The following is a 19,309-nucleotide window of genomic DNA, read 5'->3' on the forward strand; positions in this document are numbered from 1 at the left end:
ACAATTAGTAATTAACAATTAACAATCAACTCCTCCCATTTTCCATGTAGAATTGTTAAGGAATTTTGACATACAATTTTGACAACCCATACAAACAATTCACTTTCAAATACTTAATATCAAAATTTATCCGAAAACTTAACATTACAAGACTTGTTTTATCATTATCTTTACTTAACTATAAATTAACCATTTGATTACATTGCCAGTAATTAACCTTATCTAAAAGCGTATTAAATATGGAAAACAAAACCGAAGAAACGAATCCTGAGAAGATCGATTCACCAAAAACTGAAACCATTCAACCTGTTACTGATAATGTAAAACCTGTTACCGCTCCTGTTAAAAAAGCACCCGTTCGTAAAGCACCAGCTACCAGAACAACAGCAGCAAAGCCAGCAGCAACTAAACCGGCAACGGTAAAAGCTCCGGCAGCTTCTGTTGCAAAAGCTGCAACGACGACCACAGCAAAAGGCCCTGCCAAAGCGGTTATAAAACCGGCAGCAGTGACTACACCTAAACCAGCCGCACAGAAAACACCAGCAAAAACCGCAGCTGCACCAGCTGCTAAGCCAGTAGAAAAATCGGCTACTGAAACAACTGTTTCTAAACCAAAAGAAGAAAATACTAACCAGGCGGTTAAAATCGAAGATAAAGCTGCTAAAAAAGCCAAAAAAGTGAAAGACAAAGAAAAAGAAAAAGCCAAAAAGAAACTGGCTAAGAAAAAAGAGAAAGCTAAAAAAGATAAACAGAAAGAAAAAGCTAAAAAGGCAAAACTAAAAGCTGCAGCCAAGAAAAAAGAAAAAGCAAAAAAAGCAAAGGAAAAGGCTAAAGCCAAAAAAATTGCAAAAAAGAAAGCAAAGGCTAAAAAAAAGGCAAAAGCTAAAAAGAAAAAATAATACTAAAAAAGGTTTGACTTTATAAAAGTTGAACCTTTTTTTATATAACTAAGGAGTGAATAAAAAGGTTGAAAAACCAATAGTATAAATATTGTGCAGCGCACTATAATCTAAGTTAAGAGAGAATATTGCCCTGAAAAAGCAAGAACAACTTTTACATTGTGTTTAGGCTTTTGCCCTTTCAGGGCCTAAAACATCTTTTCACCATTCATACATAGCGCTTCGCGCCATGCTACGGCTAAGGCTCTTTCAGAGCAACTTTTTTTATACAACAATAAGTAAATAAAGGGCTGAAAGCCCAATAGCACAAGTATAGTGCAACGCACTATGATCTAAGTGAAAAGAGAATATTGCCCTGAAGGGGCAAGAGCAATCTGGATAACTATTCTTTCATTCTGTTCAGGCTTTTGCCCTTTCAGGGCGTAAAACATCTTTTCACCATTCATACATAGCGCTTCGCGCCATGCTACGGCTAAGGCTCTTTCAAAGCAACTTTTTATCTTGATCTTACCTAACTCTCGTCACCCTTACAAGTTTAAATTCTGAAAAATAAATTCATCGTCAAAATGTTCCTGAAAATAGGAGATCCAGTCTGAAGTGTTTCTTACTACTTCACCAATTACAATAATAGCAGGTGATGTCATACTTTTTTCGGAAGCCAATTTTACAATGGTATCAATCGTTCCGACTACTTTCTGTTCCGATTCTTTTGTACCGTTTTGGATAATGGCAATAGGCAGATTGTCTTTCCTATTCTCCTGATAAATCGATATGATTTCAGTTAGTTTATGCATTCCCATCAAAATAATTACGGTCGCCGCCGATTGAGAAGCCAAATGAATATCCTTAGATAATTTATGATCAGAAGTCGTTCCTGTAATGACCCAAAAACTTTCAGCTACCTTACGCTGCGTTATGCTAATTCCAGCCGAAGCCGGAACTCCTAAAGCAGATGAGATTCCGGGAACAATGTCTGTTTCAATTCCAAACTGTTCTGCAAATTCAATTTCTTCACTTCCTCTTCCAAAAACAAACGGATCACCTCCTTTTAAGCGAACCACATGCCCGTACCGTCTTGCCATCGAAACAATCAATTCGTTAATCTGATCCTGTGTGTAAGCATGACAGCCCAATCGTTTTCCAACAAAAATAATTTCGGCATTTGAGGCGTATGTTAATAATTCTTCATTGACTAATGCATCATACAAAACGACTTTGGCGCTTTTTAAAACTTTTATCGCTTTAATGGTAATCAGTTCGGCATCACCCGGTCCTGCTCCAACAATCGTTAACTTTGGTATTTTCAAACTTTGCATAACGGTTTAACTTAGATTGACATTCAAATCGTCTAATTCGTCAGCCGAATTAATTCTGCTTAGGTGAAAAACTTCACTTTCTTCCAGATTAATAATCTGGTGTGGTATTCTTTCCAGCAAATCCATCACTTTTAATTCATTACCATCAATGGCTTTTTTAATAAAAGGAATCATTATTCTGGAATAAATTCCTATTAGCGGATGCATGCGGCTTTCTGAAGCAAAAACTGTAATTCCGGCTTCTTCTGTATGTTTAGAAAGAAGTTCCTGCAATAATTCTGTTGAAATTAACGGAATATCACAACTCAAAATCAGATTAAATTCGGTTTCAGATTGTAGTAAGGCTGTATAAATTCCTCCTAGCGGACCTTTATCTGCAATAACATCCGGTATTTTTGGATAAGTGAGATAATCATATTCTTTAGATTCTGTGATTAATACAATCTTTTGAGTTACGGGTAAAATGGCTCCGATAATGTGCTCTATAAACGGCTTTTTCCGAAACAAAACCAATCCTTTCTCCGACTGCAGCTGAGAACTTTTTCCTCCACAAAGAATAAATGCTGTAAGTGTTTCCATGATTTTATTATTTTGTTTCAGGTTTCAAGTTTCAAGTTTAAAGTTTCAGGTTTAAAGTTTCAAGTTTCAGGTTTCAGGTTTAAAGTTTCAGGTTTAAAGTTTCAGGTTTCAGGTTTCAAGTTTCAGATTTCAAGTTTCAGATTTCAAGTTTCAGGTTTCAAGTTTCAGGTTTCAAGTTTGCTCCTAGTCTAATCACTAAGATCGAAAACTCATAACTAATAACTCATAACTAATAACTACCTCTTCTTTCACCCTATAAATTTAGCTTAATTCTTTGGAATAGTCCTTCAAAAATCAATTTGGTTTGATGATTAGCACTTAAAATGAACTGATTTACTTCTAAATTTTAAAGATTTTGACTGGTTCGAAATGGTCTCTCTTATTAATCTATTATGAAACTTCTTAGACCAAAAAACACTTTATCAGACGTTTTTGCATTATTTTAAAATTAGGTAAGGCATTAAAAACTAGAAAACTAAGTATAAAGTACTACATTTTTTAACATAAAAAAAGACAAGCTATTATTTTTAAACTTCTTCAAACAAAACAATCAAACCACTCATAATCAACATATTATAAACTTAAAAATCATACAAAAAACTCCCTGATTTGTACTTTCTCAAAAAAAAATAAACAAATTTTTGGTTTTTATTATATTAAAATTAACTTTGTCTATAGGATTAGTAGAGTTTAAAATAATATTTGAAACCAAAAAAATCATATTTTGAAAACAACCGAAAACAGATCGTATTACATTCTTCCTAAAAAATATACATATAACACTTTTTGTTATATGTGCATCTGTTGCTAAACCTCTGCCCTTTTTTTCGTTTGCCTTCGATTTCTCTTTTACATCGAATCGTTTAAAAAACGAATTTTTAAATATACACAAGATTCCATATTGAAATTTCAAAGTCGGTTTGACACATTTGTTTGTGTCAAAATGAGCACTGAAACTATACCTATATCTTAAAAAAAATGACTAACCATTAAAAAAAAACAAAATGAAAAACATGCACAGCTGTTGCTGTAAATAAAAAAAGCCATTTCTGCGGCAACAGAAATGGCAAGGCTTAAAGAATATTTATCACTAAACCAAGAATATGATCAGAGAGTTGAAAATTCAACTTTCAGGGCTTCTTGTTCATTAATTAAACCAGTACAAAGAAATGAAAAAAAAATTAAAAATATACTCATTCTTATTTCTCCTGCTCCTATCGGCGGGAATTAATGCCCAAAACACAACACCTCTTATTCAATCGAAACTCGACGGAACGGTTGTAGATGATATCACCAACCAACCCATTATTGGCGCTTCGGTAGTAATTAAAGGAACTACACACGGCGTTCAGACGGATGCCGAAGGGAAATTTTATTTTCAAACCGGACAGAAATTCCCTTACACCTTAATTATAACCTACATCGGATACAAAAAATCAGAGATTATAGTCGAAAAAAATCCGATCACGATTCATTTAAAAGAAGAACGTCAGGAGCTGGATGAACTGGTAGTTGTTGGGTACGGATCTCAAAAAAGAAAAGACATTACAGGTTCAGTCGCTTCAGTTCCAAAAGCCAATTTAAGTCAGGTGACCTCATCGGCAGATAACTTACTTCGAGGGGCTATACCGGGAGTGGTAGTTACACAAAGTTCGGGTCGTCCCGGTGCTTCATCCAGTGTTCGGATTAGAGGTGGAAACTCAATTACAGCCGGTAACGAACCGCTTTATGTGGTGGATGGAATTTTAATTTATAACGACAATAACAACAGTACGGCCGGAGTTGCCAATGCAGGAGCTACTGTCAATGTACTTTCGACGATTAATCCGGGTGATATCGAATCTATTGAAGTACTAAAAGATGCATCTGCAACGGCTATTTATGGATCACGCGGGGCAAACGGCGTGGTGATTATCACTACTAAAAAGGGAACAAAAGGTCAGGATAACATTTCCTATCAGGGCTATATTGGATTCCAAAATGTGCCGAAAAAGCTGAACTTAATGAATGCCAGCCAATGGGCAAGCTTACGCAATGATGTTCAGGCCAGTATTGGTCAGGCGCCTTCTTTTTCTGCTGCCCAGATCGAAGCTTTAAAAACTTCAGGAGGATACGACTGGCAATCGGCGGTTTTTAGAACTGCGGCACCGATTCAAAATCATCAATTGTCCTTTTCAGGAGGTGATGATCGCTCAAGGTATGCCATTTCAGCGGGGTATTTTCAACAGGACGGAATTGTAATTGCCTCCGATTTTAAACGTATTTCGTTGCGCGTCAATTACGAAAGAAACTATTCTCAGAACTTTAAATTTGGTGTAAATGCCAACTACAGCAATTCTGTTGCCAATGGTATTGGTACCAATGGCGGTTCTTCTGCCGGAAGACAGCCTAATCCGTTAGTGGTTGCTTTGTATCAGCCACCCGTAGTTCCGATCAAAAATCCTGACGGAAGCTATAATCTGACCAATAATCCCTATGCAACGGCTGTTAACGGGATAATTGCCAATCCGATAAATGATCTGGTGAGCACCACCAATGAAACTAAAATCAACCGAATTCTGACCAGTTTATTCGGTGAATATAAAATCACCAAAAAACTGACTGCAAAAGTTGCTGTTAGCGGTGATGTCATCAATACCAAACAAAATTACTATGCTCCGGCAACCACCGCTACCGGTGCCGGAACGAAAGGCTTTGGTTCTGTTGGAGACCGATTGGTGAGCTCTGTACTGAATGAAAACACTTTGAACTATAACACTAATTTTGGCGACAATCATAAATTTTCAGCCTTAGGCGGGTATACGCTTCAGTACACGCAAGGGGAAGTGGTGAATGCAGGAGCTCAATTCTTTGTAAACGATGCCAATACTTACAATGCTTTGCAAGACGGAGTTCCGGTAAAACCCTCCACGGATGCTTTCGAAAGTGTCTTAAAATCCTGGCTGACCAGGGTGAATTATTCGTATAAAGGAAAATACAACTTTACACTTTCCGGCCGCGCAGACGGATCTTCAAGATTTGGTTCAAAATCGCTTTGGGGTTATTTCCCATCAGCAGGTTTTTCCTGGAATATCACAGAGGAATCTTTCGCCAATAATATCAAGGGTTTAACGGAAGCTAAACTAAGAATAACAGCCGGAACTACCGGTAATCAGGAAATTGGAAATTACCTTTCTCTGGCTCAGATGGGTTCTGTAAATTATGCTTACGGAGGAACACTGCAAACCGGTTTAGCTCCTACCCGACTGGCCAATTCAGATTTGAAATGGGAGAAAACAAATCAATATAATGTAGGATTAGATTTGTCTTTATTAGACCGCAAAATCAATTTTGTTTTTGATGTATATTACAAAAAAACAAACGATTTACTAATCAATGTACCTGTTCCGCTGATTTCAGGATATGCAACTGTATTACAAAACATTGGTGGTGTTGAAAATAAAGGTATCGAGATTGGTCTGATCACGGAAAATCTAAAAACAGAACACTTTTCATGGAATTCTAACTTTGTTTTCTCAGCCAATAAAAACAAAGTAGTGGCTATCGGAAACGGAGTCGATCAATTTTTTCCTGTAGTACCAAACGGATCTTTATTACAGCAGCAACCCGTAACCGTAAAAGTAGGATTGCCACTGGGAACTTTCTGGGGATACAAAACCAATGGCATTTTCCAAACGCAGGAAGAAGTCAACACTCAGCCTAAAATAAACAGTTTAGCCAATACAAAAATTGGAGACCGAAGATATGTAGATACTAACGGAGATGGTGTAATTACAGCTTTGGACAAAGGAAATCTTGGAAGTTCACAACCAAAATTTGTCGGAAGTTTTAGCAACACCATTTCTTATCATGACTTTGATCTTAACTTTTCTTTTCAGGGATCTTATGGCGGTAAAGTATTCAATGCTTTAAATCAGCAATTGGAAATTTCGACCCTGGGTACCAATGCGAATGTAACTTTAGAAGACCGCTGGACACCAGCAAATCCGAGCAACGAAGTTCCAAGAGCCACCAGTTCTCCATTGGGGATTGTTTCAGAACGTTATATAGAAGATGCTTCTTTCTTAAGATTAAAACTAATCACCTTAGGCTATACTTTACCGAAAAGCCTTTCCAAAAGACTGGGTGCTAAGAGCGTTAAATTTTATGTCTCTGCCGAAAACTTAATTACATGGACCAAATACACCGGATACGATCCTGAAGTAAGCTCCTACGAACAAAACAACTTATACCCGGGAATTGATTTTGGCGCTTATCCCAATTCAAAAACATTCATCTCAGGCCTGAACGTAACTTTTTAAGTAAAAAAATACAAAATGAAAAAGATTTTTATAACATTCCTATTGAGTGCCGGACTATTGGCATCGTGCACCGATTTAGAGGTCACCCCTACCTCATTTGTAACCGAAGACAACTACTTTAAAACTCAGGACGATGCCATTGCGAGTGTAACTGCTGTTTATGCTTCATTGAGCCTTGATCCGGGAGAACAGAGTTTATTTGGCCGAAATTTATATTTCCTGACCGACATGGCATCTGATTATGCCGCAGCGGGAGTTTCGGCAACCAATCCGCAGGTGAGAGCTTTAAGCAGCCTGACTCATGATGCCACTTCTGATCGTGTTCAGGTGGCCTGGCGTCAAATCTACGCCGGAATAAACAGAGCCAATGTTGCTATCGATAATATACCAAAAGTAGCCGGTTCAGACGCTGTTAAAAACAGATTGATTCTCGAGGCTAAATTCATCCGGGGTTTATTGTATTTTCAGGCAGTACGCCTTTGGGGCGGAGTTCCAATTGTATTGCATGAGCCTACTTCTATTCAATTGGAAAGTTTAAAATCGAAAAGAGCCACTGTAGCGGAAGTTTATACCCAAATTATTTCAGATTTAAAAGATGCTGAAGCATTACCATCCACTTATCCTGCAACAGATGCCGGACGTGCTACAGCGGGAGCAGCAAAAGCCATTCTGACCAAAGTTTATCTCACAAGAAAAGACTATCCGAATGCTATTTTAAAAGCCAGAGAAGTCATCAATGGCGGTTATGGATATGCGCTTTTTGAAAATTTCCAGGATATTTTTACCAAAACCAAAAAGAACGGGAAAGAACACATTTTCTCCGTTCAGTTTGAACCCAATCAAGCTGGAAACGGCTCTAGCGGAAGTACTTTTCAGGCCACTTCTTTTACCGGATTCACGGCTACAGAACCTGCCGATATTATTTCGGATGTTGCTTTGTTTTATGATATTTATGCTGCCGGAGATACCAGAAGAGATGTAAGTTATGCCAAACAATTACCAATTCCTGGTACCGCAAACGTATATACTTTTCCGAAACCGATCTTCAAAAAGTATCTGGATTTAACAAATCTGGCCACTCCGTCTAACGTCTCAATCAATTTTCCGATAATTCGTTATGCCGACATTTTATTGTCTTTAGCGGAAGCCATAAACGAACAGGGAGCACCAACGCCCGAAGCCTACGAGTTAATCAATCAGGTAAGAAGAAGGGCTTTCGGGAAACCAATTAACACAACAGATGTTACGGTGGACTTAACCGGATTAACACAAACGTCTTTCAGGGCTGCCCTACAGGAAGAGCGCAAAAAAGAATTTGTTCAGGAAGGACAACGCTGGTTTGATTTGGTTCGCTGGGGAACTTTGGTTACCGAAGTCAAAAAAGTACTGGCCAAAAATTCTGTTTCCGAACGAAATAATTTATACCCGATTCCACAAAGCGAAAGAAACATCGATCCAATCGGATTACCACAAAACCCCGGATATTAATTAACACAACCCTAAAAACTAATAGATTATGAAAAATTTTAAACCCAATAGTAAAATTAAAAGTCCGCAAAAAGGGCTTTTATTTACTGCCTTGCTTGCAGCACAATTTAATTTTGCGCAAAACAATCCCAATGCTGATTTTAAAGGCGTTATAGGTAAAACTTTAGCCGATTCGAAAGAATATTGGCCTGAGCCTGTAAAAGCACCAACGGGTGCCCCAAATATTGTCTGGATCTTGCTGGATGATGTTGGATTTGGTGCCTCTAGTGCTTTTGGAGGCCTTATTCAAACGCCCACTTTTGACAATCTGGCGAATAATGGTTTACGCTACACGAATTTTCACACTACAGCCATTTGTGCTCCTACCCGTTCTGCTATTTTAACGGGAAGAAATTCGGGAAAAGTACACGTAAGCGGATTCTCTCACACCGTTTTATCGGCTGGTTTCCCTGGTTGGGACGGAAGAATTCCATCTGATAAAGGTACGATTGCCGAAATCCTGAGAGACAAAGGATACAATACTTTTGCCGTAGGAAAATACGGTTTGACTCCTGATGAAGAAGCAACTGATGCCGGACCATTTGACAGATGGCCTACCGGAAAAGGCTTCGAACACTTCTACGGTTTCTTAGGGTCACAAACCGATCAGTACAAACCGGATTTGGTGGAAGACAATGCACACGTTACTCCTGACGGAAGACATTTAACCGACCAGATTACAGACAAAGCCATTAGCTATATCACCAAACAGCACAAGGCTGCACCAGACAAACCTTTCTTTTTGTACTATGCACCTGGCGCTGTTCACGCACCTCATCAGGTGGCAGAATCCTGGAGCGAACCTTACAAAGGAAAATTTGATGAAGGCTGGGATGCTTATCGCGAAAAAGTACTGGCCAACCAGAAAAAATTAGGTGTAGTTCCTGCTAACGCTGTATTGCCGGAGCGTAACCCGTTGATTACCGACTGGAAAAAACTAACACCCGATCAAAAGAAAGTGTACGCCAGATTCATGGAAGTCTATGCCGGATATCTTACCTATACCGATCATGAAATTGGACGTATCGTCGAACATTTAAAACAAACCAATCAACTCGATAATACTTTAATTTTTGTGGCAATTGGCGACAATGGTGCCAGTAAAGAAGGTACTACACAAGGAACCATCAACCAAAGTCTGTTTGCTCAGGGCGGATCTGATGAAGAAAACCTTCAGAAAAACTTAAACAACATTGGTGAAATCGGAACGGCAAAAGGACTCAATACCAATTATCCGTTGGGATGGGCTCAGGCCACCAATGTTCCGTTTAAAAACTGGAAACAAGATGCACAATCGGAAGGAGGAACGCGCAATCCGTTGATCGTTTTTTATCCAAAAGGAATTAAAGACAAAGGCGGAATCAGAAATCAATACAGCCACGTAACCGATCTGCTGCCGACAACTTTAGACATTGCCGGAATTAAAGCTCCGGAATATATCAGAGAAATAAAACAAGATGCTATTCAGGGCTCTACCTTTTATGCTTCGCTAAACGATGCCAAAGCACCTTCTTTGCATACCGTTCAGTACTACTATATTTTCGGAAACAGAGCCATCTACAAAGATGGCTGGAAAGCGGGAGCAGCTCACCTGCCGGACTCTTTTGCGGTAAAAAAATCATTGGGTAAAAACGAAAAACCGGCCGAAAGTAATTTTGACGCAGACGTATGGGAATTGTACAACCTGAACGAAGATTTCAACGAACGTAACGATCTGGCTAAAAAATATCCTGAAAAATTAGCCGAACTTAAAAAACTGTTTGATGAACAAGCCAAAGAAAACAATGTTTATCCATTGATTGACTGGCAGGATGTGTACAACAGAAGAATACACAACACCACAGCCGACAAAGGAAAAACATTACAGGATCTCATCCAACAGGCGACCAGACCCGGAAATTCAAAATAATTAACCCAATAAAGATTCAGGTCTTTTGTCAATGTATTAAAGACCTGAATCCCTTTCAATTCCAATCCACATGAAAAAAACAGATTATGAAATTATAGGAAAAAAAATACTCGTGGGTGCGATTGTTTTTTTAGTTCCGCTACTCATTCTGGCGGGAGGTTTAACTTTAATTAGCAACTTTTTAAAATAAAAATCATGGCAGCAACAGCTTATAATTCAAAAAGTAAACTAACCAGAGATCTAAGTATTAGTCTCTTCCTTTATGCACTGCCTGTTCTGGCAATCTTTCTGTATTTCAAATTAACAAATGGTGTGATCGCACAATCACATATTGCCTTACCATCCTTTTTAGAATTTATCAAACCGGCTTTCGAAAACATCAGAACCTGAGGATTAACCGCTTTTATGGTGATTCTGGGTATTATCGAATTTACAGCAGGTTTATACGACGATCAATGGACGGGTCAGGAACGCAAAGTAGATATCATTTGTTTTCTGGCTCCTAAATTGCTTTTGCCTCCGGTAATTGCTTTTTTCAGTCTTACTGCATTGCCGTATTTAATTCCCAATCTCGCCAACTCGCTTTCGTGGGTTCCGTTTTGGGGAGGTTTTTTCCTTATCGCAGTAGCCGATGATTTAACGCAGTATTGGTACCATCGCTTACACCATCAGGTTCCTTTTTTATGGCGTTTTCACCGCACACACCACTCCGCTCCGTACATGGGTATGGCCATGGCTTCCAGACAAAACTTTATTTATACAATTTTCTTTTCGCAGATTTACTTAACGGCAACTTTAACTTTTTTAGGTTTAGGATTACCTGCATTGTTTGTATTAGTGATCAAAAGTTTTATCACTTTAGGCGCTCACTCCAGTATTGCTTGGGACAAACCCTTTTACAAATACAAAGTTTTACATCCGATTGCGTGGGTTCTGGAACGTTTAATTTCGACTCCTGCAACTCATCACGCACATCATGCGGATACCAGCGGTGATGGTGTAGGACATTTTAAAGGCAACTTTGGTAATATGTTCTTTATTTGGGATATCATTTTCGGAACAGGTTTAATCACCAGAAAATTTCCAAAATCGTACGGAATGAAGTCCTACAAACAAGAAGAATGGTACGCACAGTTTCTTTGGCCTATCTTCAAATCCAAAAAAGAAGGAAGTGCTTTGGCTGAGGGGGTATTAGCAGTTCCAATACGCCAAAAAGTAGAAAAAACAGTACCCCATCCGGCTTACTACGAGCAGGTTCAATCTTGAAAATCATGATAAAAAATAAAACAATCCAAAACAGTATCGCTATTGTGATACTGTTTTTATCCGGAATTAGTTTTGCACAGCAAAAAGCATCCAACACCGTCTCATTAGACGTTTTTTATGCTAAAATTCAAAGCGAAAAAAAACCACAGATCATTGACGCACGCGGTCCTGAAGAATTCGCTCTTAATCATATCAATGGAGCACAAAATTTTAATTTGGAATCGAAAGACTATGCCAAACGCATTGCTGCCTTAGATAAAAAAAGACCGGTTTTTACCTACTCAATTGGTGCAGGCAGAAGTGTCTGGCTCGCAGATGAATTACTTAAAAATGGTTTCAAAGAAGCTTATAGTTTAGAAGGCGGAATTGCCAACTGGATTGGAAACGGGAAACCCTTTTATGCCAATTCAAAAAGCAAACTAACCTTAGCCGAATACAATAAAATCATTGCAGAAAATAATGATGTTCTCGTTGATATTGGTTCTGTTTACTGCGGTGCCTGCAAAAAAGTAAAACCTGTTTTAGAAACCATCAGAGCACAATACGGAAGCAATTTAAAAATCGTGGAAATCGATTTGGAAGACAGCCCTCAGGTAATCGCCGACTTAAAAACGGTAAAAGTTTTTCCTACTTTAATTTTATACCAAAAAGGCAAAATTGTTTTCAAAAAAGAAGGTCTCGGAGATTTAAAAAATGATGTAGATGTCGCTTTGGCTTCCAAATAAAAACCGCTAAATAATCGCATACAACCCTTAAAAATGTCAACTCAAACCAAACAATTTACCCTTCACGAAGACTGGACTGTCGTAGTTCTTGGTTTTATCATCATCGGAATTTCTCTTTTTCTATTTCTTCCTGAAATCCCTGTTTTCAAATGGTCAACGGGATCAGATTTAGTAGTGGATGTACTTAATTTCAGAAACCTTAAAATCCTCGGATTGCAATTTATTTATCTGGTTTCCGTGGGAACCTTAGGGACTTTTTTGATTGGAAAATCAGTCAAAAACTTTTTACTGGGTTTTCCAATTGTTTATCTCTTAACCATTTTTGCCTTGGTGATCTCCGGAAATACCACCATCAAAGGTCTAAATCTCGAAGCGGTGATTTTTAGTTTAATCATAGGTCTCTGTTTAGGTAATTTTTTCATCCTTCCACGGTGGTTTCGTTCCTCACTTTCGACAGAGGTATTTGTCAAAATTGGCTTGGTATTACTGGGAACCACTGTTATTTTCTCAGACATTCTAAAAGCCGGCTCATTAGGGCTTATTCAGGCATTAGTAGTTGTACTGTCCGTTTGGTACTTTGCCTTCTGGCTGTGCAAAAAATTAAAAGTCGACGATGAATTAACCATGATGATTTCCAGCGCGGTTTCGATTTGCGGAGTTTCGGCGGCAATTGCGACTTCAGGTGCCATCAAAGGCGACTCAAAAAAACTGTCTTACGTGATTTCTATTGTTTTGGTCACCGCAATACCTATGATGATTTTCATGCCTATAATAGCTAAACATTTCAACTTTCCCGAAGAAGTAACCGGAGCCTGGCTGGGCGGCAGTATTGATACTTCGGGAGCCGTTGTGGCATCAGGCTCCTTGGTAGGCGAAACTGCTTTAAAAATTAGTACAATTGTCAAATTCTCTCAAAATGTACTCTTAGGATTAGCTGCGTTTGCCATATCCGTATACTGGACTTATACTCAGAACCAATCGGAAGAAGCTGTGGCAGCCAAACCAACTTTAGCTGTTATATGGGAACGTTTTCCAAAATTTGTCATTGGATTTATTGCCGCTTCACTCTTCTTTTCCTTTTTTTTGACTGCCGAAGTGAGAGACGAAGTAAAAGACAGCTTAAAAAATCTACAAGGCATTTGGTTTGCCCTGGCCTTTACCAGTATTGGACTGGAAACCAAATTTAAAGATTTACTGGGTAATACCAGCCGAAAACCTTTATATGCCTTTTTAATAGCACAATTGTTCAATATCGTTGTCACGCTGATCATTGCTTTTTTACTTTTTAAAGAATAACAATCTGAATCATTTTTTGAACACTTTAAAACGTAACTAATTGTACTAAAACACATTTCATTAAAAATAAATCACAGAGTTGTTCTAAAAAATCATAATTTACTCTACTTTTTTAAGCTATGTTTCCAGGCCACAAACCAATTCAATAAAAGATAAACCCGTTTCAGCAACTCACAACATGAATTAAAATGAAAAAAACACTTCTCACTCTCCACCTCTTATTTTCGACAGTACTTTTCGTTTTCGCACAAAACAAAACCACTACCCCTAATTCAAAACCAAATATCATCCTGATTCTGGTCGACGATATGGGCTATTCTGATTTAGGTAATTATGGTTCCGAAATTAAAACACCAAATCTCGACAAACTGGCTAGTGAAGGTTTACGTCTTCGCGAATTCTACAACAACTCGATTTGCGCACCAACCAGAGCCTCTTTATTAACGGGACAATATCAACACAAGGCGGGGATGGGATTTTTTGATATCAACCTTGGCCTGCCGGCTTATCAGGGATACCTCAACAAAGAATCTTTGACATTGGGAGAAGTTTTTCGTTCTGGTGGTTACAGTACTTTACTTTCAGGAAAATGGCACGTGGGTTCCGAAGATCAGTCGCAATGGCCTAACCAGAGAGGTTTTGATAAATTTTATGGCATCTTAAAAGGAGCTTCCAGTTATTTCGACAGCAAACCTTTGCCTTTTGGAAAAACACCTTATCCGGTAAAATTACTTCGAAACAATGAAGAACTCCATCCTAAAGACGATTCTTATTATTTTACCGATGAAATCGGAAACAACGCAGTGACTTTTCTCGACGAACAAAACAAAGAAAATAAGCCGTTCTTTCTGTATTTAGCTTTTACCGCTCCACATTGGCCGCTACAGGCAAAACCGGTAGACATTGCCAAATACAAAGGAAAATTTGACGAAGGCTGGGATGTTTTAAGAGAAAAAAGAATCGAAAAGCTAAAAACAAATGGCATTTTATCCCCCAATCAAACTGTATCACCAAGAGATCCGGAAGTGCCGGAATGGAATAAACTTACTTATGACGAAAAACAATTCTGGAAAGCCAAAATGGAAGTTTATGCCGCAATGGTAGACAATATGGATCAGAATGTGGGTAAGGTTATGAATAAATTAAAAGCGCTAAAAAAAGATAAAAACACCCTCATTATCTTTATCTCAGACAATGGTGCGCAGGGCGGTTTCAACACCTACAATCCGTTAGGCAGAGGTTTAGTCCGAAATGATGGTCCAATTGGAACTTCAGGTTCATTCGATTATCAGGAACAAAACTGGGCCTATTTATCGAATACTCCTTTACAACAATACAAAAACAATATGCACGAAGGCGGTTTCAGCTCTCCATTTATTGCCTGGTTTCCATCCAAAATAAAAGGAGGCCGAATCGATAAAGGTACCGGACACATTATTGACCTTGCTCCTACTTTCTATGAATTGGCCGGAATTGAATATCCAAAAGAATACAATGGTGCCAAATCGAACCCGTTACCAGGAAAAAGTCTCCTTCCTCTATTATTTGACAATGCTTCCGAAGTCGACAGAGGAGCTCCGTTATTTTGGGAAAGAGCCGGAAACAGAGCCGTACGAGATGGAAAATGGAAACTGGTATCGATTTACCCCTCTTACGAGTGGGAGCTCTATGATATCGAAACAGATCGTGGTGAAACTAATAATGTAGCCAAACAGAACCTCGGTATTGTGAATAAACTATCGGCTGCCTATTTTGATTGGGCCGATCAGACCGGAGTTGTAGAATACAGTAAATTCAAACTAAAACAAGAAGTGATGCCAGGCGGCGCTGCCTTAAAAAAATAATTGAAGCTTCTTTTTACATTTTATAAAGCATTTTAAAGACAGAAAAAGAAGTAATAACAACTCTTACTTCTTTTTCTGTCTTTTTTTTATCCAAAAAAAATAACTAATTAAAAATCAACACATTACCTGTTTTCTTTCACTTATCTGAATAAATTTTAAAAAAACTCTTGGATTTTATTATTTTAAATTTAACTTTGTCTATAGAATTAGTAGAGATTAAAATTTAAAGAACTACATTTTGAACACAACAGCAAGCCAATCCAATTACATTCTTCCAAAAAAATATACCTATAACACTTTTTGTTATATGTGCTTCTGCCATTAATCCTCAAAATCTTTTCATTTGAAATCGATTTTATACCTAAAATCGAAATTCACCCCGAGTACAACTACACAATCATTTTATTGTTGGTCCTTAAACCGGGTTATACTATCACGCAAAGATGTCTTTCGTCTGAAGAGCAATTCGATCTACTTTGATAAACCTTAGGATTCAACAATTTAGACATTATTATACTGTAAATTAAACGGTTTTTATTGCGGGGGTTTTTAGTTTTAAACTAAATTTACTAGTACGATAAAATTGTTTTTTTTACGAATGAAAGTTCTTAAAATACGACAGCAAAGAATAAATTAACCATTAAACCATTAAGCCATGGCTGAAACAAAACAACAACAAACAGCATTAGGAGATGTTGCAGCAAGACAATTAGCAATTGCAACCCGTACCGTTCCTCAAATTGGAACAATTACACCACGTTGGTTAACGCATCTTTTGCATTGGACACCAGTAGAATCGGGTGTATTCCGTTTGAATAAAGTAAAAGACGGAAGTCATATCGAAGTAGATTGTTCTGCAAGAGACGAAAGAGTTTTACCCAATACTTTTGTCGACTACATCGATAATCCAAGAGAATATAATCTGGCAGCAGTTCAAACGATTGTTGAAGTACATACCAGAGTTTCAGATTTGTACAGTAAACCGTACAATCAGATTTCGGAACAACTTAGATTGGCGATCGAAACCATTAAAGAGCGCCAGGAAAGCGAATTAATCAACAATAAAGATTATGGTTTGCTCAGCAATGTTGCGCCTTCGCAAATTATTAAAACCAGAACCGGTGCACCAACGCCAGATGATTTAGACGAACTACTAACAAAAGTGTGGAAAGAACCGGGATTCTTTTTACTACATCCTTTGGCAATTGCAGCTTTTGGCCGTGAATGTACACGTCGTGGTGTTCCTCCTCCTACGACCTCTTTGTTTGGATCTCAATTTTTAACCTGGAGAGGAATTCCGCTTATTCCATCCGACAAATTGCCTATCAAAGACGGAAAATCAAAAATCATTTTATTGCGTACAGGAGAAAGCCGTCAGGGTGTTATCGGATTAATTCAGCCAGGATTGCAAGGCGAACAGTCGCCGGGATTATCTGTTCGTTTTATGGGAATAAATGAAAAAGCAATTGCATCTTATCTGGTATCGCTATATTGCTCACTGGCAGTATTGGTAGACGATGCCATCGCCGTTCTTGAAGATGTAGAAATTGGAAAGTACCATGAGTATAAATACTAACAACAACGGCTTACCCAACATTGAGGATTTGCAGCTTTTGGCTAACGAATTGTTCAGTACGTTACCTAACGAATTTCCCAAAGAGATTTCGTTAAGTCCTGATCGTAGCGAACATCCCCGTGCCACAAAAATTGCAGAAACCTTCCTGAATACGGGGAACTTCAGTGGCCACAGCCCGGCAGCCCTGCCCTTGCAGGATGCACCAGCTTCACCAACTGCTTTACCAGCATTTAGTGGATTTGGAGCAACGCCAACTGTTGCTAATTATGGCTCAGGAGCTTCGGCTTTATATCCAAATGCCGGAGCCGGATTTGATCCTCAAAGTGAAACTTCTCCATTGGGAATTTCACACGGAAATAATGTAAATGTCAACAATCCGCAAACCGGTTTTTATGACGAAAATTTTGGGAATAACGGAACCGCTCAGCTAAATGAAGAAAGTATTTTTTCGAAATTGCTTTTAAATAATGAATACCTGCCTTTTCAAAACCAAGGTTCTTCGTTTGAAACAGAATTAAAAGCAGCATTGGCTTTTGTGGATACACAATTTACAAAACGTGCCAATCTTCCGTTAAACGGAAATGAGATGTCAAATTCGTACTACTTTTTAGAGCAAAATCCGTTTGCTTTTGATCAGAGAAATTCGAATTTAATCGTTGGAAATACTTTTGAAAAACAAGATTTTGGTGGTATTTCCGGTTCTCATTTTGATGCTAAACGAATCAAAAAAGATTTTCCTATCCTAAGAGAAACCGTAAACGGAAAACCTTTGGTTTGGTTTGATAATGCTGCTACGACGCAAAAACCGCAGTCGGTTATTGATCGTATTGCCTATTTCTACGAACATGAAAATTCGAATATCCATCGTGCTGCTCACGAATTGGCTGCCCGCGCATCGGATGCTTATGAAGCTGCCCGCGAAAAAGTAAAAACGTTCCTCAATGCCGGCTCCGTAAACGAAATTGTATTTGTTCGTGGTGCTACTGAAGGTATTAACCTTGTGGCACAGAGTTGGGGCGATTCTAATTTAGTTGCTGGTGACGAAATCATTGTCAGTAATTTAGAACATCACGCGAATATTGTTCCGTGGAAACGTCTGGCAGATAAAAAAGGATTAAAACTTCGTGTAATTCCGGTTGACGATGATGGTCAACTTTTACTGGATGAATATGCTAAATTGCTGAATTCAAAAACACGTCTGGTTGCTTTTACTCAGGTATCAAATGCACTGGGAACTGTAACCCCGGCCAAAAAGATTGTCGAAATGGCTCATGCCGTTGGAGCAAAAGTTCTAATTGATGGCGCACAATCGGTTTCACACATGAAAGTTGATGTTCAAAATTTAAATCCGGACTGGCTGGTTTTCTCCGGACACAAACTTTTTGGACCTACAGGAATTGGCGCTTTATACGGAAAGGAAGAATTACTGAATGAAATGCATCCTTACCAATCTGGTGGCAACATGATTCAGGATGTCACTTTTGAGGAAATAAAATACCACAAAGCACCCAATCGCTTCGAAGCCGGAACGGGAAATATTGCCGATGCAATTGGCCTTGGGGCAGCAATAGATTATGTGACAAAATTAGGAATAGATGCAATAGGCCAGTACGAACATCAATTGTTAGACTACGCGACAAAACTGCTAAAAGAAATTCCGGGCGTTCGACTGATTGGTACAGCAGCAAATAAGGCAAGCGTACTTTCTTTTAATCTGCAAGGTTACACAAACGATCAGGTGGGACAAGCCTTAAATAAAGAAGGTGTTGCAGTACGAACCGGACATCATTGTGCCCAGCCTATTTTGCGAAGAATGGGAGTCGAAACTACTGTTCGTCCGTCTCTGGCTTTTTACAATACCACTGAAGATGTTGATACTTTTATCAAAACCTTGTGGGAACTTAAAAAAGTTAGATTTTAAAAAACAATGCTAAAAACTAATAAGTTAGACCTATTCAAAAAGAATAATTACTTTTTTTAATATTTTGAGTAATTATAACCAAAGGCGATTGTTTTCGGATAATCGCTTTTTTTGTTTAAAAAATTAAATTTTAAACAATAATCAAACAAA

Annotated in this window: 13 protein-coding genes; 11 read left to right on the plus strand and 2 right to left on the minus strand. The window is 38.3% G+C overall.

Translation table 11 applies throughout. The annotated features are described in order from the left end of the window. The first annotated feature begins 239 nt into the window (after nt 1–239). Nucleotides 240–899 carry a hypothetical protein gene (locus LNQ34_RS00560; RefSeq protein WP_229998321.1) on the plus strand — a complete coding sequence of 220 codons (660 nt, stop codon included), beginning with the start codon at nt 240–242 and terminating at the stop codon, nt 897–899. Nucleotides 900–1,426: 527 nt separating this feature from the next. Here LNQ34_RS00560 and cobA read toward each other — a convergent pair. Both cobA and LNQ34_RS00570 read right to left on the minus strand, forming a co-directional pair. Then, nucleotides 1,427–2,215 (minus strand): uroporphyrinogen-III C-methyltransferase, encoded by a 789-nt coding sequence (gene cobA, locus LNQ34_RS00565; RefSeq protein ID WP_202703359.1) that lies wholly within the window; start codon nt 2,213–2,215, stop codon nt 1,427–1,429. Between the two features lie 6 nt (nt 2,216–2,221). Beyond that, nucleotides 2,222–2,794 (minus strand): molybdenum cofactor guanylyltransferase, encoded by a 573-nt coding sequence (locus tag LNQ34_RS00570; RefSeq protein ID WP_202703360.1) that lies wholly within the window; start codon nt 2,792–2,794, stop codon nt 2,222–2,224. Nucleotides 2,795–3,963: 1,169 nt separating this feature from the next. Here LNQ34_RS00570 and LNQ34_RS00575 point away from each other — a divergent pair. The 10 genes from LNQ34_RS00575 to LNQ34_RS00620 all read left to right on the plus strand — a co-directional run bounded on the left by LNQ34_RS00575 (nt 3,964) and on the right by LNQ34_RS00620 (nt 19,159). After that, nucleotides 3,964–7,095, plus strand: a complete 3,132-nt coding sequence (locus LNQ34_RS00575; protein WP_229998322.1) for a SusC/RagA family TonB-linked outer membrane protein — start codon at nt 3,964–3,966, stop codon at nt 7,093–7,095. A gap of 15 nt (nt 7,096–7,110) precedes the next feature. Next, complete coding sequence (locus LNQ34_RS00580; protein ID WP_229998323.1) at nt 7,111–8,583, plus strand: RagB/SusD family nutrient uptake outer membrane protein; 1,473 nt, start codon at nt 7,111–7,113, stop codon at nt 8,581–8,583. A 28-nt stretch (nt 8,584–8,611) separates the two neighbouring features. Further along, nucleotides 8,612–10,531, plus strand: coding sequence for an arylsulfatase (locus tag LNQ34_RS00585; RefSeq protein ID WP_229998324.1), 1,920 nt, complete (start codon nt 8,612–8,614; stop codon nt 10,529–10,531). 195 nt (nt 10,532–10,726) lie between these two features. Then, entirely contained in the window at nt 10,727–10,921 is a 195-nt protein-coding gene (locus LNQ34_RS00590; protein WP_229998325.1) for a hypothetical protein, read from the plus strand. 15 nt (nt 10,922–10,936) lie between these two features. Continuing rightward, on the plus strand, nt 10,937–11,797 hold the full coding sequence (locus tag LNQ34_RS00595) for a sterol desaturase family protein (RefSeq protein ID WP_229998326.1): 861 nt from the start codon (nt 10,937–10,939) through the stop codon (nt 11,795–11,797). Nucleotides 11,798–11,802: 5 nt separating this feature from the next. Further along, a complete protein-coding gene (locus tag LNQ34_RS00600; protein WP_229998327.1) occupies nt 11,803–12,522 on the plus strand; it encodes a thioredoxin domain-containing protein in 720 nt (239 codons plus the stop codon). 33 nt (nt 12,523–12,555) lie between these two features. Further along, nucleotides 12,556–13,818, plus strand: coding sequence for a YeiH family protein (locus LNQ34_RS00605; RefSeq protein ID WP_202703366.1), 1,263 nt, complete (start codon nt 12,556–12,558; stop codon nt 13,816–13,818). Nucleotides 13,819–14,006: 188 nt separating this feature from the next. Continuing rightward, on the plus strand, nt 14,007–15,662 hold the full coding sequence (locus LNQ34_RS00610; RefSeq protein WP_229998328.1) for an arylsulfatase: 1,656 nt from the start codon (nt 14,007–14,009) through the stop codon (nt 15,660–15,662). Nucleotides 15,663–16,317: 655 nt separating this feature from the next. Beyond that, a complete protein-coding gene (locus LNQ34_RS00615; protein WP_202703368.1) occupies nt 16,318–17,238 on the plus strand; it encodes a family 2A encapsulin nanocompartment shell protein in 921 nt (306 codons plus the stop codon). Beyond that, nucleotides 17,222–19,159 carry a family 2A encapsulin nanocompartment cargo protein cysteine desulfurase gene (locus tag LNQ34_RS00620; RefSeq protein WP_229998329.1) on the plus strand — a complete coding sequence of 646 codons (1,938 nt, stop codon included), beginning with the start codon at nt 17,222–17,224 and terminating at the stop codon, nt 19,157–19,159. Before LNQ34_RS00615 ends, LNQ34_RS00620 begins: the two co-directional genes overlap by 17 nt. Nucleotides 19,160–19,309 lie beyond the last annotated feature (150 nt).

Origin of the sequence: Flavobacterium lipolyticum (assembly GCF_020905335.1) — a bacterium.
GTDB classification, from domain to species: Bacteria; Bacteroidota; Bacteroidia; order Flavobacteriales; family Flavobacteriaceae; genus Flavobacterium; species Flavobacterium lipolyticum.

Excerpts from the sequence above, each read along its gene's own strand:
- LNQ34_RS00585 (WP_229998324.1), top strand. The coding sequence starts at position 8,612 with ATGAAAAATTTTAAACCCAATAGTAAAATTAAAAGTCCGCAAAAAGGG.
- LNQ34_RS00605 (WP_202703366.1), top strand. The coding sequence starts at position 12,556 with ATGTCAACTCAAACCAAACAATTTACCCTTCACGAAGACTGGACTGTC.
- LNQ34_RS00590 (WP_229998325.1), top strand. The coding sequence starts at position 10,727 with ATGGCAGCAACAGCTTATAATTCAAAAAGTAAACTAACCAGAGATCTA.
- LNQ34_RS00600 (WP_229998327.1), top strand. The coding sequence starts at position 11,803 with ATGATAAAAAATAAAACAATCCAAAACAGTATCGCTATTGTGATACTG.
- LNQ34_RS00615 (WP_202703368.1), top strand. The coding sequence starts at position 16,318 with ATGGCTGAAACAAAACAACAACAAACAGCATTAGGAGATGTTGCAGCA.
- LNQ34_RS00595 (WP_229998326.1), top strand. The coding sequence starts at position 10,937 with ATGGTGATTCTGGGTATTATCGAATTTACAGCAGGTTTATACGACGAT.
- LNQ34_RS00610 (WP_229998328.1), top strand. The coding sequence starts at position 14,007 with ATGAAAAAAACACTTCTCACTCTCCACCTCTTATTTTCGACAGTACTT.
- LNQ34_RS00575 (WP_229998322.1), top strand. The coding sequence starts at position 3,964 with ATGAAAAAAAAATTAAAAATATACTCATTCTTATTTCTCCTGCTCCTA.
- cobA (WP_202703359.1), bottom strand. The coding sequence starts at position 2,215 with ATGCAAAGTTTGAAAATACCAAAGTTAACGATTGTTGGAGCAGGACCG.
- LNQ34_RS00580 (WP_229998323.1), top strand. The coding sequence starts at position 7,111 with ATGAAAAAGATTTTTATAACATTCCTATTGAGTGCCGGACTATTGGCA.
- LNQ34_RS00570 (WP_202703360.1), bottom strand. The coding sequence starts at position 2,794 with ATGGAAACACTTACAGCATTTATTCTTTGTGGAGGAAAAAGTTCTCAG.
- LNQ34_RS00620 (WP_229998329.1), top strand. The coding sequence starts at position 17,222 with ATGAGTATAAATACTAACAACAACGGCTTACCCAACATTGAGGATTTG.
- LNQ34_RS00560 (WP_229998321.1), top strand. The coding sequence starts at position 240 with ATGGAAAACAAAACCGAAGAAACGAATCCTGAGAAGATCGATTCACCA.